This is a genomic window from Helicobacter vulpis (assembly GCF_003660395.1).
GTDB lineage: Bacteria > Campylobacterota > Campylobacteria > Campylobacterales > Helicobacteraceae > Helicobacter > Helicobacter vulpis.
On record NZ_QXQT01000004.1, the window covers coordinates 55,541 to 74,182 of the forward strand.

Annotated in this window: 19 protein-coding genes; 6 read left to right on the plus strand and 13 right to left on the minus strand. The window is 47.5% G+C overall.

What is annotated here, in order from left to right:
• Positions 1 to 399: 399 nt before the first annotated feature.
• A complete protein-coding gene (locus EAO38_RS09320; RefSeq protein ID WP_268877809.1) occupies positions 400 to 525 on the minus strand; it encodes a hypothetical protein in 126 nt (41 codons plus the stop codon).
• 593 nt (positions 526 to 1,118) lie between these two features.
• On the opposite strand from EAO38_RS09320, the gene EAO38_RS02235 reads away from it, so the two are divergent.
• From EAO38_RS02235 to EAO38_RS02245, 3 genes are all read left to right on the plus strand, one after another.
• The gene (locus EAO38_RS02235; RefSeq protein ID WP_121020699.1) at positions 1,119 to 1,325 is read left to right on the plus strand and encodes a phage tail tape measure protein; all 207 of its coding nucleotides are present in this window, start codon (positions 1,119 to 1,121) and stop codon (positions 1,323 to 1,325) included.
• Between the two features lie 184 nt (positions 1,326 to 1,509).
• A complete protein-coding gene (locus tag EAO38_RS02240) occupies positions 1,510 to 2,625 on the plus strand; it encodes a DNA methyltransferase family protein (protein WP_235852476.1) in 1,116 nt (371 codons plus the stop codon).
• Between the two features lie 77 nt (positions 2,626 to 2,702).
• The gene (locus tag EAO38_RS02245) at positions 2,703 to 2,942 is read left to right on the plus strand and encodes a hypothetical protein (protein ID WP_121020701.1); all 240 of its coding nucleotides are present in this window, start codon (positions 2,703 to 2,705) and stop codon (positions 2,940 to 2,942) included.
• A 20-nt stretch (positions 2,943 to 2,962) separates the two neighbouring features.
• On the opposite strand, the gene EAO38_RS02250 is transcribed toward EAO38_RS02245, so the two are convergent.
• The 6 genes from EAO38_RS02250 to EAO38_RS02275 form a co-directional block, all read right to left on the minus strand.
• Positions 2,963 to 4,480: a protein hydE gene (locus tag EAO38_RS02250; RefSeq protein ID WP_121020703.1), complete on the minus strand. Its 1,518-nt coding sequence runs from the start codon at positions 4,478 to 4,480 to the stop codon at positions 2,963 to 2,965.
• 2 nt (positions 4,481 to 4,482) lie between these two features.
• A complete protein-coding gene (locus EAO38_RS02255; RefSeq protein ID WP_121020705.1) occupies positions 4,483 to 5,022 on the minus strand; it encodes a HyaD/HybD family hydrogenase maturation endopeptidase in 540 nt (179 codons plus the stop codon).
• Position 5,023: 1 nt separating this feature from the next.
• Complete coding sequence (cybH, locus tag EAO38_RS02260; protein WP_121020707.1) at positions 5,024 to 5,707, minus strand: Ni/Fe-hydrogenase, b-type cytochrome subunit; 684 nt, start codon at positions 5,705 to 5,707, stop codon at positions 5,024 to 5,026.
• Positions 5,694 to 7,463 (minus strand): nickel-dependent hydrogenase large subunit, encoded by a 1,770-nt coding sequence (locus EAO38_RS02265; RefSeq protein WP_121020709.1) that lies wholly within the window; start codon positions 7,461 to 7,463, stop codon positions 5,694 to 5,696. Before EAO38_RS02265 ends, cybH begins: the two co-directional genes overlap by 14 nt.
• Positions 7,456 to 8,637 carry a hydrogenase small subunit gene (locus EAO38_RS02270; protein ID WP_121020711.1) on the minus strand — a complete coding sequence of 394 codons (1,182 nt, stop codon included), beginning with the start codon at positions 8,635 to 8,637 and terminating at the stop codon, positions 7,456 to 7,458. Before EAO38_RS02270 ends, EAO38_RS02265 begins: the two co-directional genes overlap by 8 nt.
• Positions 8,638 to 8,772: 135 nt before the next feature.
• Positions 8,773 to 10,893, minus strand: a complete 2,121-nt coding sequence (locus tag EAO38_RS02275; RefSeq protein ID WP_121020713.1) for an ATP-dependent nuclease — start codon at positions 10,891 to 10,893, stop codon at positions 8,773 to 8,775.
• A 141-nt stretch (positions 10,894 to 11,034) separates the two neighbouring features.
• Here EAO38_RS02275 and EAO38_RS02280 point away from each other — a divergent pair, with 141 nt between their 5' ends.
• From EAO38_RS02280 to EAO38_RS02290, 3 genes are all read left to right on the plus strand, one after another.
• The gene (locus EAO38_RS02280) at positions 11,035 to 11,628 is read left to right on the plus strand and encodes a LysE family transporter (protein WP_162982657.1); all 594 of its coding nucleotides are present in this window, start codon (positions 11,035 to 11,037) and stop codon (positions 11,626 to 11,628) included.
• Between the two features lie 84 nt (positions 11,629 to 11,712).
• Positions 11,713 to 12,720, plus strand: coding sequence for a HoxN/HupN/NixA family nickel/cobalt transporter (locus EAO38_RS02285; RefSeq protein ID WP_121020789.1), 1,008 nt, complete (start codon positions 11,713 to 11,715; stop codon positions 12,718 to 12,720).
• A 94-nt stretch (positions 12,721 to 12,814) separates the two neighbouring features.
• Complete coding sequence (locus EAO38_RS02290) at positions 12,815 to 13,810, plus strand: HoxN/HupN/NixA family nickel/cobalt transporter (protein ID WP_121020717.1); 996 nt, start codon at positions 12,815 to 12,817, stop codon at positions 13,808 to 13,810.
• 18 nt (positions 13,811 to 13,828) lie between these two features.
• On the opposite strand, the gene EAO38_RS02295 is transcribed toward EAO38_RS02290, so the two are convergent.
• The 6 genes from EAO38_RS02295 to EAO38_RS02320 are packed head-to-tail and all read right to left on the minus strand — an operon-like array spanning position 13,829 to position 18,513.
• Positions 13,829 to 15,238: a hypothetical protein gene (locus EAO38_RS02295; RefSeq protein WP_121020718.1), complete on the minus strand. Its 1,410-nt coding sequence runs from the start codon at positions 15,236 to 15,238 to the stop codon at positions 13,829 to 13,831.
• A gap of 52 nt (positions 15,239 to 15,290) precedes the next feature.
• The gene (locus EAO38_RS02300; RefSeq protein ID WP_121020720.1) at positions 15,291 to 16,103 is read right to left on the minus strand and encodes an urease accessory protein UreD; all 813 of its coding nucleotides are present in this window, start codon (positions 16,101 to 16,103) and stop codon (positions 15,291 to 15,293) included.
• Positions 16,103 to 16,702 (minus strand): urease accessory protein UreG, encoded by a 600-nt coding sequence (gene ureG / locus EAO38_RS02305; protein WP_121020722.1) that lies wholly within the window; start codon positions 16,700 to 16,702, stop codon positions 16,103 to 16,105. The genes EAO38_RS02300 and ureG overlap by 1 nt, the downstream gene beginning before the upstream one ends.
• 20 nt (positions 16,703 to 16,722) lie before the next feature.
• The gene (locus EAO38_RS02310; protein ID WP_121020724.1) at positions 16,723 to 17,400 is read right to left on the minus strand and encodes an urease accessory protein UreF; all 678 of its coding nucleotides are present in this window, start codon (positions 17,398 to 17,400) and stop codon (positions 16,723 to 16,725) included.
• Positions 17,401 to 17,402: 2 nt separating this feature from the next.
• Positions 17,403 to 17,921 (minus strand): urease accessory protein UreE, encoded by a 519-nt coding sequence (locus EAO38_RS02315; protein ID WP_121020791.1) that lies wholly within the window; start codon positions 17,919 to 17,921, stop codon positions 17,403 to 17,405.
• A 4-nt stretch (positions 17,922 to 17,925) separates the two neighbouring features.
• Positions 17,926 to 18,513: an AmiS/UreI family transporter gene (locus EAO38_RS02320; RefSeq protein WP_121020726.1), complete on the minus strand. Its 588-nt coding sequence runs from the start codon at positions 18,511 to 18,513 to the stop codon at positions 17,926 to 17,928.
• Positions 18,514 to 18,642 lie beyond the last annotated feature (129 nt).

Sequence of the window (18,642 nt, forward strand, 5' to 3'; positions counted from 1 at the left end):
CAACATATCTAGTGTCGCAAGCGTTCTTTGACTTTCCAAACATCTAACAAGAGGATAAGATGGAATATAAAGCTCGTTATAAGAGATACCATCGAGAAGGGTATCGCTACACCAAGCGTAGATCGCCTTGATCAAAGCTAACTAAAATGTTACGCAAGCGTGGTGTTATTAAGCGACAGAAGTCATCTAGACTCGACAATGTCTTAGATGTTATTGACAAAGGTTATACCATCTATAAGGTCATAAAGCCCTTTTATCAATATACAGAGATCTAAGAAACAACTCGCCGTCGAGTCTTGTCTTGACTTTGTTTGTGGCTTAAGAAATCGGCATTAATGATGCCCGGCTACCAATGAGTTTATCTTGGTGGCTTGCAAAGTTATAAACTTACCACAAAGGTTAGAAATGAAAAACCCCCTCAACAAAGTCTGTATAATCCCCCACGATCTCTGTAGCCCGAATCCAGCTAAGAAGTTCAGGCAGATCAAAGCGATCTTTAAGTTCATTTTTCTCCTTTGTGTCCATAGGGTATTTGAAGGCCTTGTGTATAATGGTGATGGCGTTGTGTAAATCTTCCGCAGAACAATTCTTCACCGTTAAGGTGAATAATCAAGCGGTGTTTCTCCACAGGATATGGGGCAAGGCGTGGAAATGAGCTTGCTTCTAAATAGAAGCTTGTAATTCATTGCAAGGCGTGCAGGGGCGGTGTGACAGCGGTTTGTGCGTATCACTTGCGTCCCATCGTGCTCACTCATCACCACCAAACAGTTGCACTGCTCTAAGTCTAATGCCTGTTGCTTAAAAGACTCAGCCGTAATTTTGTTGAGATGTTTTTCCTTGATTGCCTTGTATAGTTCGCTGTTCTCATCGCTCAAGGCTTGGTAAATTTGCCTGAGTTTTTGAGCCGCAGTGCTGTATTTCCGTCGTCTGTGCTTAGAAACCCGTGCTTGCAAAGCATCTTAGATGAGGAGCGCGCTTTCCTGTTCCCTAGTTTGGGAGGCTTTCTCTTTTTTGGAAGGTTATTATCACGCATCAAATATACTCGTCTTTTTCCTAACCCGAGAGTACTCAACCTCTTCTTTAGAAAAAGTTAAAATCCTCCAAGAAATCCAAAAAATTTGAAAAATAAACTCCTAGATCTCTCTGTTTCTTTGGGCTCTAGCACGGCGGACTTGAACAAGACGCTAAAGAGCGCGGGGCAAATGGGTATTGGGGGCTCTAAGAACATCGCAGATTTCACAGAATTGGTAACAAAAGTGTCCGTAGCCTTTGACATGAGCGCGGAGGACACGGGCAAGAGCATGGCCGACATTCAAAGCATTTAAGTACCATTTGGGCCTTTTGAAGGTACGCCCTCCAACGCCTTAAAACTTTTTATCCCTAAGAAATTATCCTTAGAGTCGTAGATGTCTAAAGTGATGGGCCTGTATTATAGACTCACCACCTCTTGCCCTCTTCAAAACAATCCATTAAACAAGATTGTATAATCGCATCTAAAAGGCGCAACAAATGGACACCATGCGTATCAACATGGAGTCGGGCCAGCCCACCCATTTAGAGTGCTCCGCTCAAATCAATTTAGGGAGTTTTTACACTCCATTGTGGTTGGTACAAATTGCCTTTAGAATGCTTATCTGGCATGTGAATCCTAAAGATTATCTCTTGCTAGATAGCGCGTGTGGGTATGGGAGTTTTTTAACCCTGCCGGGCTTTCAAGCTTATATTGGGATGGATCAAGATTTACAAGCCCTGCAAAGGGCAGCAGAGTTATGCCAACAGCCAAACCTAAGTCTTTTGCACAAAAACGCCCTACACTCTGTCTCAAGGGTGCATTTTAATATCCCCAACTCTAGCAAGTTAATCATTATGGGCAACCCTCCTTATAATGATAGGACTTCTAGGGTGCGCGCTCACCTTAAAGACAAGTCTCCCCTAGAGGTGGACACCTCCCTTAAAGCGCGCGATATTGGCATTAGTTTTTTGCGCTCTTTTGCCCTGCTTGAACCAGACTATATCTGTGTCTTACACCCCCTCTCCTATCTCATCAAAAGGGCGAATTTACAAGCCCTTAAAAATTTTGCGCTCCATTACCGCCTCTTAGACGCTTTGGTGGTGAGCTCACAAATCTTCTGCCCCAAATCGCTAAGTTACTTTCCCATTATTGTAGCCCTATACAAAAGAGACGCTCAGGGCATGGATTATTCTTACATCGCGCGTTTCTGCTTTAAGACTTTAGAAAACAAATGCTTTACCCTTGAGCAGTGGGACTTCATTAGCACCTATGTGGACAAATACCCCAATCAACAGCGTGTTGATTCTAAGGTGGCGCTATTTTATACGCTTAGAGACATCAACGCCCTAGCGCGATCCAAGACTTTTTTAGACAGGCAGAGCCCGCATGCGATCTATGTCCCTGCAGAAAAATACAGCCTGTATTGTTATATTGATGTGTTTAAAACCCAAATCCCCCACATCCCCTATTATCTGCGCAACTGCGATATATTTCTAGATTTTGCCCAGTTTCAAAATTTAGAAGAGCAATTTATCCACGCCTCCCAAAGCAAGCAGATTAGCCCCCAAATTGCGCGCTATTTTAGAGATTTATTAGGGGTGCACTATCTCTAAGCGCACTTTTAGGTATTTTATGCTAGAAGGACCGCCCGCTGTATCTAGCAGCGGTCATTTCACAATAAGGAGTGAAAATGACTTATACCATAGAAATTAGCCCGCAGTTATGGATGCAACTCTCCAACGTGCAGGGGCAGGGTGGTTTTCAAAGCCTAAGCCTGCAACTCTCTAGACAGTGTTGCCCTGTAGGCGATAAGCTCTATTTGGTCTACACAGAGCAAGATCGCGCCAGGATCGCGCGCTACGCGCGCTATACTTGTGGCGGAGGGTTTGAGCGTATATTAGCCACCCTCGATCTAGCCTTTAAACAATAGGTAGAGTTCTATGCCGGGTTTTAATAATCCATGTGCGCTAGGGGGAAGACCTGGGCGCATTCTTTGGGGAAGTACTGCAAACAGAGATCTAAAAAGACTTTTTCTAAAAAGACATCGCCGCACAGATAGACTTGATTCAAGCCAAATTTATCATGCGCTTCGTAAATCACATTGCCCAAAAACTCCGCCAAGGATTCTAAAATCCCAAAGCACATGGTGGGCGCGTCCGTGCCCCCTAGTGTATAACTGAGCGCGCTTCTGAGTGTGGGCGCGGGGTTGAGGTTGGGGGGGTCTTTGGTGAGTTTAAAATCAATATGGGGACCTTTAGGGCGCAAGAAAGTTTTTGCATGGGTAAAAATAGCGTGTGTGTCATGCGTGTCGCTCAAGCCTAGCACCCGGGCTAACCCGGCTAAAAAATCCATCAAGTTCGCACTAGGTAGCTGGGGCGTGGGGGGTTCTTGCTCCAAGCGCGCGCACAACTCCGGGTAGGCTTTTTTGTAGTTGGCATAGAGTTTACGCCCCTTGGCATTGCCTTGGAGTTGTTGGATCAAAACACTAGGGTGCGTGGCCAACTCCATTGTCATGAGCTGTTTATAGGTATCTTCATAAAGCCAGAGACAACTGGGGCGATCAAAACTCAAATACACCAGCAAGTGGGGTTCTTTGGGGGCTTCTTGGGCGACAAATTCTAGGGTGTGGTTTGCATGCGCGCGCGCATGGGGGAGCAAAAGCCCATTTTTAGCCACGCTAAAAACCTGTTCTGGGATACTGGGGGTGGTGCAGGTATAATTTAGATCGCTGTGATCTGTGAGGCTGTCCTTATAAAAGAGATAGGAAATATCTTTTTCTAGCAAGCGATGCCCTAGTAGGGCGAGCCCAAAATCATAGGGCAGGCAGGCGCAAATCTCTAAACTCTTAAACTCTGAGACAAACACTTCTTTAAGGGTGGCAATAATACTAGGCTTTTCAAAAGCGCACAACACCTGCGCGCTCTTAGAATCGCTGCGAGTCAAAGAAAGCACACTAGCCAAATCCAAAAACAAGACCCTAGCCCCTTCTAGATAGGTACAAGAGAGGGTTTTAACCCCCCTAGAAGTACCCACTTGCAAACTCTCCCCTTTTTTTAAGAGATCTGCCATCTGCTCAAGCACGGCTTGCACTTGCTTGGGGGTAGCGCATTCTTGATCTTGATAGACAAAGGCGCGCAAATAGGGCTCTAACCTGCCCTCTTCTAGGGCTTGGCGCATCTCTAGCACATCAATGGGCGCGCACCCGCGCGCGTGATCTTGCCATTCTGGGCTTATCTGTGTCGCCTCCACCCCCACAAAGCGAAAACTCAAAGAGAGGGGGAGGCGTTGGCTAAGCATTTGGGCAAAATCCTCTGCTCGCTCTGGGGTCGCTTCTAAATAGAAGTGTTTTAAAGAAGTGGCACAGCGCAAGTGTTGGGCGTGGGCATGGTGGGCTAGAAAATCCATAAACAACGCGCCCACCTGCGCGCCAAACTCCCCAATTGATTCAAATGTAAATACAAAAACCATGTTCACGCCATTTTATAAGAGTGGCGGGCGATCTCTTGTAAATCCTGCGCTTGGGCTTTGAGGGTGGCGCGCGCTCCCCATTGCGCCAAAATCTGCAACGCGCGCTCTTGAGCAACGCGCGCTCCCTCCAACATGGCAGGGCTGAGATCAAAGGTGGTTTGTGCGGGCGCAATGGAGGGCACTAGCCCAATAATGGTGGTGGGGGGCAAATCGCCCATCAAGGCGGTGAGCCTCAAAGTTTGCAACATCTCCACCTCATGCGCGCTCCCCGCCCAAGTGATCTCAGGGGGGATATTTTCAAATTCAAAGCAAAACACCTCGCCCACCCGCGCGCCCGCCACGCTCACACAATCCAAGATCAAAAGGCGATCGTATTCTACAATCCAAGGGATCAAGGTTTGGGCGAGTGTGCCCCCGTCCATGAACTCCAATTTATGAGGGTAGGTGAAATCATAATTGCGCGCGATCTGGTGGCACAAATGCACCCCCACGCCCTCATCGCCTAGCAAGATATTGCCCACCCCCAGCACCAAAATATCCACGCTAACCCTTTAAATAACGCCGTCCGCTGATCATCACATCCGCGCCCCCATCGGGGAATTTGAGCGAATGGAAGACCACCATGTAAATGTGCACCGGGATAAATAAGCAGATCCCCCAAGTGGCCAAGTGGTGGATATAGCGCACATTAGAGAGCCCCCCACAAAGCACTTCAAACCACTTAAAATAGGGTTCTAAAAACCCCCCTAATCCGCGATGATAGACATTGTAGTAAAGCACAATCCCGCTCAAGGCGATGACAATGAGCAACATGCACAAAGAGAAGTAAGCCACAAATTGCAAGGGGTTGTAAACGCCCTTGATTTCGGGGCGATTGCCCACAAGAAAATAGACCTTGAGTTGTTTGATCCATGTATGGGTGCTAAAAACTCCCTGCACAGATGCCCGTTCAGCGCGACTCTTGCGATCAAAAAAGAAGAGATAAGCCCGAAACAACGAAATGGCGATCAAAATAAAGCCCAGCATGACATGGGCACTACGGATATAGGCTTGTAGAAAATACATGCCATGGTAGACGCTAGAGTGGGGTTCTAAGAAAGGATAGGCGATGTAAAAGCCCGTTAACATCAAGGCAAAGATCGCCAAGGCGCGCACCCAGTGAAACGCGCGCACCCAACCTGAATACTCCTTATGGGGGTGGTAGTACGCGCTCTTAGGATTTAACATGGCTTTCCTCCTCTTTTTTAGGGGCCAAGCGCGCAAAGCTAGGATCGACTCTAAACTCTCCAAAATCGCGCCCCTTGATGTCCATCACATGCACCGAGCAGGCAATACAGGGGTCAAAAGAGTGAATGGTGCGGATAATTTCTAAGGGCTGAGTCACATCGGCGATCTTTGTGCCTATCAAGCTCATTTCATAGGGTCCCCCCTGCCCCTTTTCATCACGCGCGCCCGCGTTCCAAGTGGAGGGCACCACCGCTTGGTAATTCTCCACCACCCCATTTTTAATGCGCACCCAGTGGCTTAACATCCCTCTTGGCACTTGCCCGATGTAGCGCCCCTTGTACTCCTTATTTTTGTCAATTTCATAGGGCGCGCAGGTGCTCTGATCGGATTTGAGATTTTCAATCAGAGATTGCAAGGTGGTCAAGCCATTTTCTACCAAAATCTTAGCCTCTAAGCAACGCGCTGCTGTGCGCCCTAGCGTGCTAAAAATTGCCTCTATGGGCAAGCCAGTATCTTTTAAAAACTGGGTGGCGACTTTGGTGGTGTGGGGGTTTTTAGCCGCCAAACCCACCGTCAAAGAAGCCAAAGGTCCTACCTCCATAGGCATGCCATTGTAGCGCGGGGCTTTGATCCAAGAGTATTTGCCCTGTGTGTCTAGCACCTTGCTAGATTCTAATTTGCCGCTCAAACCGATACTTTGCCCCTCTTTAAAACCCGTGTAATGGGGTGTGGTCTGCCCGTCATAGGGGTGTAATTGCGCCTCTTTGGTGCTGTATTGATACCAAGAGTGCGTAACATCCTCTTTGATCCAATCCTCATTAATGGGGTGTAGGGTGCTTAAATCGCCATTGAGCACCACCCCTGAACTCAAGAGATATTTGCCCCTAGAGAGCAAAATCTCTTCATGAGCGATGAAATTCTTCACCCCGCAACCATGCAAAACGCTTTGCTCGTTTTTAAACATTTTAGCAGCCATCACCAGATCCGGATAATACGCCCGCTCTACAAAGTTTTTCACGGTTTCAAACTTGCTCTTCCACTCGCCTAAACGGGTGGGGTCAAGCACATCGCGCACAGAAGTGATCCCCCCCACGGTCAAACTTTGGGGGTGGGGTTGTTTGGCTCCAAAAATGGCTGTCATCTTGGCTGCTTCTCTTTGGATGGCTAAGAGATTGAGATAATGCGAGAGTACGATCAAATTTTGCTCCGGGCTCAAGTGGTAGGTTTTATGCCCATAATAGCCATTGGCAAAGGGACCTAGCGCGCCTTGTTTGGCAAAGTCGCCCACGCGTTTTTGCACCGCTTTGAGTTCATCAGCCCCCGTATGCAAGGGCTCATCGCTGTATTCAAAGGCAATTTGGCTCGCCTTTTTAGGGTCGGCTTTGAGCGCGCTTAAAAGATCGCACCAATCCAGCCCATGCAAGGTGTAGAAATGTACCACATGGTCATGCAAAATCAGGGCGATATTCATCAAAGAGCGCACCAGTTGGGCGTTTAGGGGCGGGGTGATGCCCAGGGCATTCTCCACCGCGCTAACGCCCGCCTTGTAATGCGAATAGGTACACACCCCACAAATGCGCTGGGCGATAAAGCCCGCATCGCGTGGGTCGCGGTGTTTGATAATGGTCTCTAGCCCCCTAAAGAGGGTAGAAGAAGAATGCGCATCGGTGATGACATTGTGATCATCCACCACCACCTCAATGCGCAAATGCCCTTCAATGCGCGTAATGGGATCAACGATGATCTTTTTAGACATGGGCATCTCCTTGATCGTCTTTTTTCAATCCGGCTAAGAGGGCGTGCATGGCAATGCCAATCCCGGCCGCGCTTAGGGCAATAATGCCCACGCTATCGGCCACTCTGTCCGCCCCCGCCCCCCCAAAGGCGCTTGTAATGGGCACAATGAGGCGGTTAGAAATGGGCTCTTCAAAGGGGCTCATGGTGTCCCAAAAATTAGGCTCAGAGCAGCCAATACAGCCATGCCCGGCCTGAATGGGCCAAGAGGTGTGGGAGTTAAAGCGCAGGGTGGAGCAGTTGTTAAAGGTGTAAGGCCCTTTACAGCCCACTTTGTACAGACAAAAGCCCTCTTTGGCGTTCTCATCCCCAAAGTGTTGTACAAATTCGCCCGCATCAAAATGCCCGCGTCTCTCACACAGATCGTGGATACGCCGGCCATACGCCCAAGTAGGGCGGTTGAAGGCATCTAGGCGGGGCAGCGCGTCAAACATCAAAAAGTACAAAATATTGCCCACAATGTTTTTTTCACTGGGCGGGCAACCGGGCACATTGATAATGGGCTGGGAGATGATTTTACTCAATGCCTGCGCGTTAGAGGGGTTGGGGTAAGCGGCTTGTACGCCCCCAAAGCTCGAACAAGTCCCAATGGCAAAAATGGCTTTGGCGTGTTTGGCGGCATGGATACATTCTTGTGCGCCTGTGCGCCCTTGTGCGCCCATGGTTAAAAAGTATTCTGTGCCCTGAGGGATCCCCCCCTCTACCATTAAAATATAATTGCCTTTGTGCTTTTCAATGGCCTGTTCTAGGCTCAAATCGGCTTGGTGTCCGCTAGCCACCATGATGGTTTCATGGTATTCCAAATTGATGTAATCAAAGATGATGCTATCAATGCTGGGGTCTTCGCTTCTGAGCAAACTCTCGCTACAGCCCGTGCACTCAGCCATGTGTAACCAAATGACGGGCAGGCGGTTAGCCATCTCCACAGCTTGGGCAACAAGGGGGGTAAAGCTAGCCGGCAGGGCTAAAGCCGCACTCATCGCCCCAATCCACTTCATAAAATCCCGGCGATCCACGCCCTTTTTTTCTAATTCTGCGTGGATGTCCTTGTTAGCGTTGTGCGCATGCGCGCTCTTGAGGGCCTCTAGCCGTTTTGAAATTTGATCAAATAGGGCAAGATCGCGAGACTTATCCATACCATCTCCTTATCCTTAAAGATGTACCCATTATACTCCAATCATGACACATAAGCCTAAACAATTTCCAAGACACAACAACGGAAATACTCGTAGGTCTTTACTGGGACTCCATCTGCCCTTATAGCGTTGTTTCTAGAAACTTCCCTCTAATAAAAAGTTAAAGAGCGTGTCAAATCTCTTTTTAGTTTCTGCACTGAGCCTATTTTCTAGATCAGGGGTGTTTTTAAACGCGCTAGAGATCACGCCAGCTATCCTAAGATGCTTGCAATCCTGTAAACCAAATTGTTTGCGATCCTCTTGGCTAAAAAGAGATTCTAGTTTGATATCTTCGTTACAAAACTCCTCAAAGCCTGCCTTAGGGTTTTCCCCATCCATAAAGGCTTCTTTGAGTGTGATGGCGCGCACTTTTGTATTTTTCTGTGCTGCTTCTTTCATCGCCTCGCCGGCTTTATCAGCATCTACAAGCAAGATCGGGTGATCTATGCTGATGTCTTTTATAAAATCTAAAAGAGCTTTGAGCTTGCTTGCCATCTCTGCGCCGTCTTTACCGACCCCGCTAATGGGGAGAAATGTCAATTTAGAAGCTTCTTTCTTTGGATAAATTTTCTGGTAAGCGCCAAAGATATTGTAATCCATGATGCCTTCTACGAAGACCCATTTTCTGTTTTTGAGATCGGTACTAGAAGTGGCGAGATTGAGATTAGAAGTGGCCCCAAGGGCCATACACATTTTTCTTAGAGCGTTCACCTCTCCGGATTCTTTTAGAGAAAAATCATTATCAATCCACGACCCTCTAGTGTCTGGTTTTGTATTTTTCACAACCATCCGCACCTCATCTAAATGATCGATGTGCAACATGAAGGGTGAATGGGTGCTAATAATAAAAGTGATACCCTGTTCTCTCCCAAAATTTTTAAGAAAATCCCTAAATTCTATTTGGGCGGGGATGCTCAGGCTATTTTCTGGTTCGTCTATGAGCACAATATCACCCCGACTAATCGCGTCCCTGTGGAGAAAATTGAAAAAGAAATGGAAGAATTTTTGAAATCCAGTGCTTTGGCGATCTAGAGAGACCTTGCTGGTGGTATCATCGGAGTGGTGGTCCTTTTTAGAGATGGAAAAAACCACTTCGCTATCGCCCAACACGATGTTGAACGCGTATACATCTGTCTTTTCATAGAGTCTATACAGCGCGTTGAAGCGTTCACTAACCTTCTTTAAGTGTGCGCAAATATCCTTTTCTGTTTTCTTGAAGCGGTTTTCATTGCCCTTGTTTTTGATTTCATAGGCTCTTGTAACTTTATCCAGCGGTATGTCCAGAATTTTAAACAGAGTTTGGAAAAATGCAGACTGCCCTATCTGCTGGTAAGCAACGCGTAAATGCTGATCTGTTAATTTTGCCTCCTGATGCGCATAAGAGAAAATATTAGGAAAGCCAACGCCGATTTCTTGAGGAAGTTCATCGATTTGTGCCCATCCATCCAAACCTAACTCTTTTCTGTATGCCCTAGGCGTGTTGCCCTGTTCTTTAAGCGATTCATTGTCTTCTAAGGAAAGTCTCTCAAGCCCTCGTCGCAAATCCGCAAGAACACCATACCCCTGTTCCTTGTAGCCACTCAGACTAGAGTTGACTACTTTGAACTTGATGCCAGATTGGCTTCCATATACTTCTTTAATATCGTGATGCATATCATCACAAACGTTCTTGATGTACATGGTGTCCCATGCCAGTGTGAACACAAGCCCACAGCACACCTCTGATTTCTCCAATTTAAGAAATATTGCCTTTCCTTTGTGATCCTCGCCATAAATGGCCTCGACGGGTTTGGCAAAAATTTTCTGAAGACTCTCGTATCCGTATTCACAGCCCGTTATGTCCTTAAAATTTTCCTTAGCTGTCTTCTTGATAGCTGCAGAGAGAGAAGAAATCACAAATTCCTTTTTTTGTAGGGCCTCTTCAGGCTTGAGCTTACTCATAGCATTCACAGAGATGGAATACTCCACCCATACCCTCGGCTTTCCTGTCCCAATGTCAAAAGTGGGTTCATCCTTGTCGCTCAATTGGCCATCTCCCCACTCTGCAATCCCAGCCAACACATTACTTTTCCCTTCATTATTGGCTCCAATCAGGCAAATCAACCCCCCTGTTCCGACCACGCCTAGATCTAATCTTGTTTCCGGTTTCTCAGAGTTACAGACCCCCAAATTCCTAAAGTTTTCAAACACAATTTTACGCGTACAAAGAATGCCCATGCTTTAAAAAACTCCCTACTGAGGTTTATCATAAGAATGAAGAAGTGCATGGCGCATTATACCATGAAGTCTTTGGGCGCGTTGGTTGAAAAGCCAGAGGTTTTTAGATAGCATGCGCCAACCCACGTGTATGGATTTATCTTGGATTTGATCTCACTTGTCTTGATTCACTTTGGCGCTTTGCTCACCCCGGGTCCGGATTTGTTGCTCATCAGCGCTTATGCCTTGAAGACAGATTTTAAGCATGCTTTTAAGGCGGTGTGGGGCATTGTGGTGGGGGTGTTGCTTTGGACCATCCTCTCCCTCTTTGGGCTCAAGCTCTTTTTTGAGCTTTTCCCCTCCATGCGTACAATCATCGCACTTTTGGGGGGTTCTTATCTGCTGTATTTGGCCTTCATGTGTTTGAAGTCCCTCTCTAGGCCCCTGCAATGGCAAAGCACAACCCCTAAGCAGGCGTTTTTAAGCGGTTTTTTCACCAATTTGTTAAACCCTAAGGCCGCGCTCTACTTTGGGAGTATTTTTTCTGGTTTGGATTTTGCGCACACATTGGGGGCTTGGGTGATCGGGGTGCTCGCCCTAGAAACCCTGCTCTTCTTTAGCGCCATCGCCTATCTCTTTTCTAAAGATTCGATGAGAAGGGCCTATACGCGTTATTATAAGGGGGTGGATCTGTGTTGCGCGTTGCTCTTTGGCGCGTTTGGGAGTTTTCTTTGGATCAAAACCCTTTGGGGGTAAAGATTTGGATTGTGATAGCCAATGCATACCATTAAGACATCTTATGATAAAGTATTACTAAATTTAAAAATGCGAGGTTGTTTCGTGCGCCAGTGGTTGCCTTATGCGCTTTTCATTGTCTTTTTGCATGTTTTAGGAGTAGTGCTCTTGTGGATTGCTGGGCAATCTTGGAGTTTCTACGCATACGCCAGTGGGGCGTATGTACTGGGGGCGCGGCACGCCTTTGATGCCGATCACATCGCCTGCATTGACAACACCGTGCGCAAGCTCACACAACAAAAGCAAAATGCCATGGGGGTGGGGTTTTACTTTTCTCTAGGGCATTCGAGCGTGGTGGTTTTAATGACAATCGCAACCGCTTTTGCGGCGCATTGGGCGAATGAACACACCCAACTATTCAAAGAAGTCGGCGGGATTATTGGCACTTTGGTTTCGGGCTTATTCTTGTTGATTGTGGGAATTTTAAATGCGGTGATCTTGGTGGATTTGGTGCGAATCTTCAAGCAAACCCGCAGGAATGAGCATTATAACCAAGAACTCTTAGAAGCCAAATTGCAAGAAAGGGGTTTGATTGGGCGCTTTTTTAAACCTCTTTTTGCCTTTGTGTCCAAAAGCTGGCATCTCTACCCCATCGGATTTCTCTTTGGGTTGGGTTTTGACACCGCCAGTGAGATCGCCCTTTTGGCCATCTCTGGGGCCGCCATTAAAATGAGTGTGGTGGGTATGCTCTCTTTGCCTATTTTCTTTGCAGCCGGGATGAGCTTGTTTGACACCTGCGATGGGATTTTCATGGTCAAGGCCTATGACTGGGCGTTTAAAACCCCTCTGCGCAAGATCTATTACAATATCACCATCACCAGCTTAGGCGTGCTTGTGGCACTAGGGATTGGATTGGTGGAGCTTTTTCAGGTCTTGAGCGAAAAAATGCATTGGGAATTTAGCGGAGTGTTGGGTTCTATTCAAAACCTAGAATTTGGGGACTTGGGCTACTATCTTGTGGGGCTGTTTATACTCGTGTGGGCGATCTCGTATGGGATTTGGAAATTGGGGCGCATTGAGGAGAAATGGAGCAAGGAGCATATAAACGTGTGAAAAATACACACTCACCCCGTTCTTAATCCTAAATAAGAAAATAATAATTGTTATTATGTTACAAATCATAAAATAAAAAAATATTGGAGATTCCATGCGTTCCTGGTTACCTTATGCGTTAGGCATTGTATTTTTACATTTATTAGTGGCTGTGCTCTTGATTCTAGCTGATAACCCGAGCTTTTATGGCATGGCGCTCACGGCTTATATCTGGGGGAGTCGGCACGCCTTTGATGCCGATCACATCGCCTGCATTGACAACACCGTGCGCAAGCTCACCCAACAAAAGCAAGATGCCATGGGGGTGGGCTTTTACTTTTCTTTAGGGCATTCCACTGTGGTGATCTTAGTTACCGCAGTGAGCGCCTTTGCGATGCACTGGGCTAAAAAACACTTCCCCATACTAGAAGAGGTGGGCGGGGTGTTGGGGCTGGGGATTTCCGGGCTGTTTTTGATCCTAGTGGGTGTCTTAAACGCGTCGATCCTAATCGATCTCTTCAAAGTCCTAAAGGCCAGCCGTCAAAACAAACACACGCCAGAAGCCCTAGAAACTATGCTCGATGAAAACGGTTTAATGAAGCGTTTCTTTAGCTCTCTCTTTGGCTTTATCACCAAAAGTTGGCATGTTTTTCCGGTGGGCTTTCTCTTTGGGCTGGGTTTTGGCACGGCAAGCCAGATCGCCCTGTTAGCTGTGGCCGGTGTGGCCGTCCAAACCAGTATCTTAGGGATGTTGGCCCTGCCTGTCGCCTTTGCAGCCGGGATGACTTTGTTTGACACCTGCGATGGGATTTTCATGGTCAAGGCCTATGACTGGGCGTTTAAAACCCCGGTACGCAAGATCTATTACAATATCACCATCACCAGCTTAGGCGTGCTTGTGGCACTAGGGATTGGTGTTATCCAACTCTTCCAGGTGCTCAGTGGGCAGATGGGCTGGGAATTTGAAGGTCTGTTAGGCTATTTGCAAGGCTTGGATTTCGAACACTTGGGCTATTACATCGTGGGGCTATTCGTACTCGTGTGGGCGACCTCGTATGGGGTTTGGAAATTGGGGCGCATTGAAGAGAGATGGGGGCTTCCTAGGGCTTAAAGCCCCCTTAGGGGGGTCCTAAAAGGACAAGATTTTAATATTGACCTTCTCACCCGGGAAACTGCGGATAAAGACAATGTTGTTAGCGTTGCTACAGACTTGGTTGGGTTGTTTGAGCATCTTGGCATCGCAGGTGGTGAGGGTGAAGTGTTGGTTTAACGCGTCAATGCTGACGCTAAAACTGCTTGCACGGGCTTGGTGGTTTTCCAAACCGGCCACATAAACCGTGTTGGGGAAGATGGTAGAGCTACGGGTGTCGGCTGCGGTGGTGGCCTTGTTGGTCGCGTGCATGATAGAGCCGGCAATACCTGCAGCCAACCCCCCATAGCCCGGGGCCACTTCTCCGGCTGTGTTTAAGGCCGCTTCAGTGCCCGTTTTCAAGATAGCCGAAGTGATGGCGCGGGTCTTAATGGCGGGCAAGGTCTTTTTGTACTCAGCCTGCACCACCCCATTAAAATGCGATAGAATTTCAAATTTTTGATTCTTACCTCCGGTGGAGAGTTCAAAATTCGTGTGGAAATTGCGCCCTGGTTTTAGAAGGGGGAGGGCATAGTTCCAGGTGGAATTCTTATATTCCTCTAAGGTGGGTTGCGCACCATCTTCGATGATCACCCATGTCATTTTTTCCTTAGAATGTCTCTCAAAGTGTTTGATGTCCTGGGCGATCGCTGGGGCCTTGCTAATCGCATAGGCCTCTTTGAGACTATCTAGGCTCTTGCTATAATCCCCATTAACCCCATAGAACAAGCCCGCCACATAGCTGATCATGGGATTGATAAAGCCATCATAGGCCTGTAATTGCTTGAGATTAGAATAACGCGCGCTCAATTGCTGATCAAAGCCTGAAAGACTCGCTGTCATGTTTTTGAATTTAGCCGCGTCCTTCTTTTGGGCATTGGCATTCATCTTGTCTAGATTCTTTTGAATCTCTTTGGTGTAGACTTCCTTAACGCGGCGTTGGCGATCTAGAGTGCGGTTAAATTCCACTCTAGAATCTTGGAGGTTGCCCATAAACGCATAGTCTAGGGCCATGTAATAATTGGTCAATTCCCACTCATACATATGTCCCTCATAGGGAATATTTGTGGCACTTCCATAGGTGGCCGCGCCCAATTTGGCGATCCCTTTTTCTAGGCTTCTGTAGTGGGTGTCAAAAACTTTATTGGCTTTATCCAAGACTTCTAAAGAGCCCTTATAATTCCCCATCATAAACGCATTCACCCCATCTTGCAACTGCCATAAGGGCGCGTCTATTTGCTTTTGATCCTTGGCGATGATGTCCTTAGCAAATTGATCGGCCTGTTGGTTTTGCTTGGCGTAATAAGCGCTGTGAAAGCTGGCCAATTGGTTACGGCTTTGTGTGTTGGCACAGCCGAGCAAAATTGCCCCCAAAGCCATGCACCCATAAATCCCCATACGTGTTCTCATAAAAACTCCTCAGATTAATTTGGACGGCAAATATAACAAAAATGCAAAGCTCTTAGACTAACAATTGCGAAACAGCTTGGCGCAATTCCAGCAAGGGTTCAGAACCACAGGCTAGGGCCTTGAGACAAAAGCTACCATATTCTTCGGGCAGGCGCGAAGCCAAAGCACTTAACCCGCCATTGAGTTTGGATTCTTCTAAGAGTGCTTGGATCGCCTCTTGTTTTAGGCGTTTTGTGAAAAACACCATATTGAGATAGTGGGTGTAAGAATCGAACATGCAGGGGTTAGTCAGATTCATACGTGCTGGTTCTAAGATAGTGTTGTCTAAGAAGATGGGCATGGAGTCTTGGGGGCTGTGGTAGAGAATCTCAAGTGTAGAGTGAATCTTGTGAAAGGCAAAGGCTTCCCCATAAGCGATCCGCCCCGCGGCTATGATCTCGCTATAAAGCAATTCAGAGTCAGGGTGTAAAATGATCTGCGTGTGGTTTTTGAAATGCGCGTTAGCAAAGGGCAAAATGGGCAGGGGGGAAAAATCCAATAACGCATGCTCTTTAACCACAATGCGCTGTTGGCGGCTGGCATACCCTTCTTCGGTGTCAAAAATCTTTTCAAAGCTCTGGCTAGAGAGCTTGAGTTGGCAATGCGCCCCCACTTCTATTTCGATTTCTTGCGAATCACCCTTGAGCATACCCGCGCCCACAACCAAGAGCATGATTTCGCTCAAAGAATCCTTTTCATGGAAAGCGGGCATGAGCTTGAAGGGGGGGGTGAAGTAATTATCAGCGATCACACAACGTCCATTAGCCCCAATGGCCGTTCTCAAATACAATTTAGACGCTTGGGCGTAGGTAGTTTGGTGTTCCATCAGTCTTCTAAGAGGGCGTATTTTTTGATCCAAGCGATCACGCGATCCAAGCCCTCTTTGGAGCGGATATTGGTGAACAAAAAGGGCTTTTCATGGCGCATTTTCTTAGAATCGCGCTCCATCACGCCCAAATCCGCCCCCACATAGGGGGCTAGATCGATCTTGTTGATGATGAGCAAATCCGAGCGCGTGATCCCTGGCCCTCCTTTGCGCGGGATTTTATCTCCCTCAGCGACATCGATCACAAAGATCGTAAAATCGGCTAATTCGGGGTTAAAGGTGGTGGAGAGATTGTCCCCCCCACTTTCAATAAACATCAATTCAATATCGGGGAATTTATTATGCAATTCCTCTACCGCCTCTAAATTCATAGAGGCATCTTCCCTAATAGCGGTATGGGGACACCCGCCCGTTTCTACCCCGATGATCCTCTCCCTGGGCATCACCGAATTTCTGCATAAAAACTCGGCATCTTCTTTGGTGTAAATGTCATTGGTGATCACCCCAATGCTGTATTCTTGGCTCATCGCGCGCGTGAGCGCTTCAATCAGCGCGGTTTTACCACTGCCCACAGGCCCACAAACCCCTATTTTAACCATGTTCGTCCTTTTTAATGGTGTTAAGACATATACAATCTGGAGTATAAAGACTCGTGTTGCATCGCCTTGATGTCATTATGGATGCTCGCCGCACACAGATAGGACTCGTCCAATTCCTCTAAACGCTCCAAAATTGTTACAAAACTCTCTTGCAAGGCTAATAAAATGCGTTGCCCATCATTTTGGGCTAGGGGGATGGTCTTCACACAGTTGATCACCGCATTGGAACTTTGGGCGTAGAGATAATGCTTTAAACTTGCTTGCAAATCCAAGCCCATGCAGGCACAAAATACCCCATAACTGGTAGCATGTGTGGGGGTGATACTCGCTTGGGCGTAATTTGTGAAAAAAGCATGGGGGGGCAAATCCAACCCCATCAATGTTTTTAAAAAGCGACTTCCTAATTTTTGATTCGCGCCGCGCAACTCTAGCGGGGGCGTGGCCAACGCGATACGCTCTTCCATCGTTAAAATGGGTTCGAGCGCGTTGCGTTGGGCGTACGCATAGGCCAATTTCAAGCTCAGTAAATCCGTGTAGAGAAACTGTGTGTTTAGGAAAGCTTGCATATAAGCTAGCGCGCTTGGTTTGTCATGTACTTCTTTGTGCTGGATGTAGGTCTCTAGCCCAAAAGAATGGGTGTAGCTCCCAATGGGAAACATGGCATCGTTGATCTGCAGGAGGATAAAATCTGTTTGCATGTTCATCTTTTGATCACGACAAGCTGATCGCTGTCTTGGAATTTCAAGGGCGCGCCCAAACCCAGCGGGTCCGCATGGGGCGCGCTCACGCTAATGCGCTGCGCATTGTCTAATTTGCTTTGTAAAACCTCATGGGTGACTCCCAATTTCTCAAAGAGAATTTTCAGGGGCTTTTCAAATGGGGTTTTAAAACTCAAATGCTGATCGCCATAGTAAAGGGAGGCATGGCGGTTGCCCACCTCATAGCACACTCTAGCCACCTGTGCGTAGTCGTGCGCGTAAACACAAATCACCTCAGTGGGGAGAATATTAATCGCCACCACGCGCGCGGAGTCTTCAAAGAGGATATCTCCATCGCGCAAACCTACCGGTTTGGGTAGTTTCAGCGCGATCTCCACGCCAGCGCGCGACACCCACCGCCCCATTTTTCTCTGGGTGTCAAACCACTCTAGGTCAATATAGTCTAACTCTTTGGAGCTAGGCTGTTGGTGCAAATTGCCTAAGATGGCTTGGGCTAAGATCATATCACACCCAGTGTTGGATGAAGAGAAGCCATGCAGGAATCCACGCGGTTACAATCCCTTCCACAATGGCCAACCATGGTACAAAATTGCCTAGTTTGATTCCTAGGACTTCTTCGATCCAGCCAGTGAGCCACAACACGCCCCAAGCTAACCAGATGAACGCCCACCAATCGCCCTCTGTGATGCCTAGCATCTTGTGATCGTCCATCATGTCAGAGTAGTGAGAGAGAATAGCCGCAGGGATGGTGTTGATGGTAACAAAGAGGCAGTACCAACCATAGGGCCGCCAATCTAGTTTATAAACATTATTGATCGCAGCGTACAAGTAGGTAAAACCAAACAACAACCCAGTTGCAGGTCCATAGAAGTTAATCAAATGGTGGGACACTTGGGAGATATCTTCAGGACCTGTTACTGAAGGCGCAGGGTTGAATGTCGAATAGACAATCGCCACGATATTACAGACGATGGACAACCCGCCTACAAAAAAATTCATCACAGCCTTGCTCTTGGGGTCTACCCCAGCCAGACCGGAAACGCCGTTGCTGATCAGTACGACCGCAACATACAACAGCACGAGACCTAACATTACCATCCTTTTGGCAAGATTTGAGGGTTCCTAGTGCGGGGGAAGCCCGAAAAAAAACCTCTCTTGGGTTCATTATAAACCAGCAAAGTAAATCAATGACCCCTCCAAATTAACCCCTCCCCTTTAAAA

Bases quoted from the DNA above. Each gene is read 5' to 3' on its own strand.
- ureG (WP_121020722.1), bottom strand. From the start codon at position 16,702: ATGGTTAAAATAGGGGTTTGTGGGCCTGTGGGCAGTGGTAAAACCGCG.
- EAO38_RS02300 (WP_121020720.1), bottom strand. From the start codon at position 16,103: ATGGAACACCAAACTACCTACGCCCAAGCGTCTAAATTGTATTTGAGA.
- EAO38_RS02320 (WP_121020726.1), bottom strand. From the start codon at position 18,513: ATGTTAGGTCTCGTGCTGTTGTATGTTGCGGTCGTACTGATCAGCAAC.
- EAO38_RS02295 (WP_121020718.1), bottom strand. From the start codon at position 15,238: ATGAGAACACGTATGGGGATTTATGGGTGCATGGCTTTGGGGGCAATT.
- EAO38_RS02250 (WP_121020703.1), bottom strand. From the start codon at position 4,480: ATGGTTTTTGTATTTACATTTGAATCAATTGGGGAGTTTGGCGCGCAG.
- cybH (WP_121020707.1), bottom strand. From the start codon at position 5,707: ATGTTAAATCCTAAGAGCGCGTACTACCACCCCCATAAGGAGTATTCA.
- EAO38_RS02265 (WP_121020709.1), bottom strand. From the start codon at position 7,463: ATGTCTAAAAAGATCATCGTTGATCCCATTACGCGCATTGAAGGGCAT.
- EAO38_RS02275 (WP_121020713.1), bottom strand. From the start codon at position 10,893: ATGGGCATTCTTTGTACGCGTAAAATTGTGTTTGAAAACTTTAGGAAT.
- EAO38_RS02310 (WP_121020724.1), bottom strand. From the start codon at position 17,400: ATGCAAACAGATTTTATCCTCCTGCAGATCAACGATGCCATGTTTCCC.
- EAO38_RS02270 (WP_121020711.1), bottom strand. From the start codon at position 8,637: ATGGATAAGTCTCGCGATCTTGCCCTATTTGATCAAATTTCAAAACGG.
- EAO38_RS02240 (WP_235852476.1), top strand. From the start codon at position 1,510: ATGGACACCATGCGTATCAACATGGAGTCGGGCCAGCCCACCCATTTA.
- EAO38_RS09320 (WP_268877809.1), bottom strand. From the start codon at position 525: ATGGACACAAAGGAGAAAAATGAACTTAAAGATCGCTTTGATCTGCCT.
- EAO38_RS02290 (WP_121020717.1), top strand. From the start codon at position 12,815: ATGCGTTCCTGGTTACCTTATGCGTTAGGCATTGTATTTTTACATTTA.
- EAO38_RS02245 (WP_121020701.1), top strand. From the start codon at position 2,703: ATGACTTATACCATAGAAATTAGCCCGCAGTTATGGATGCAACTCTCC.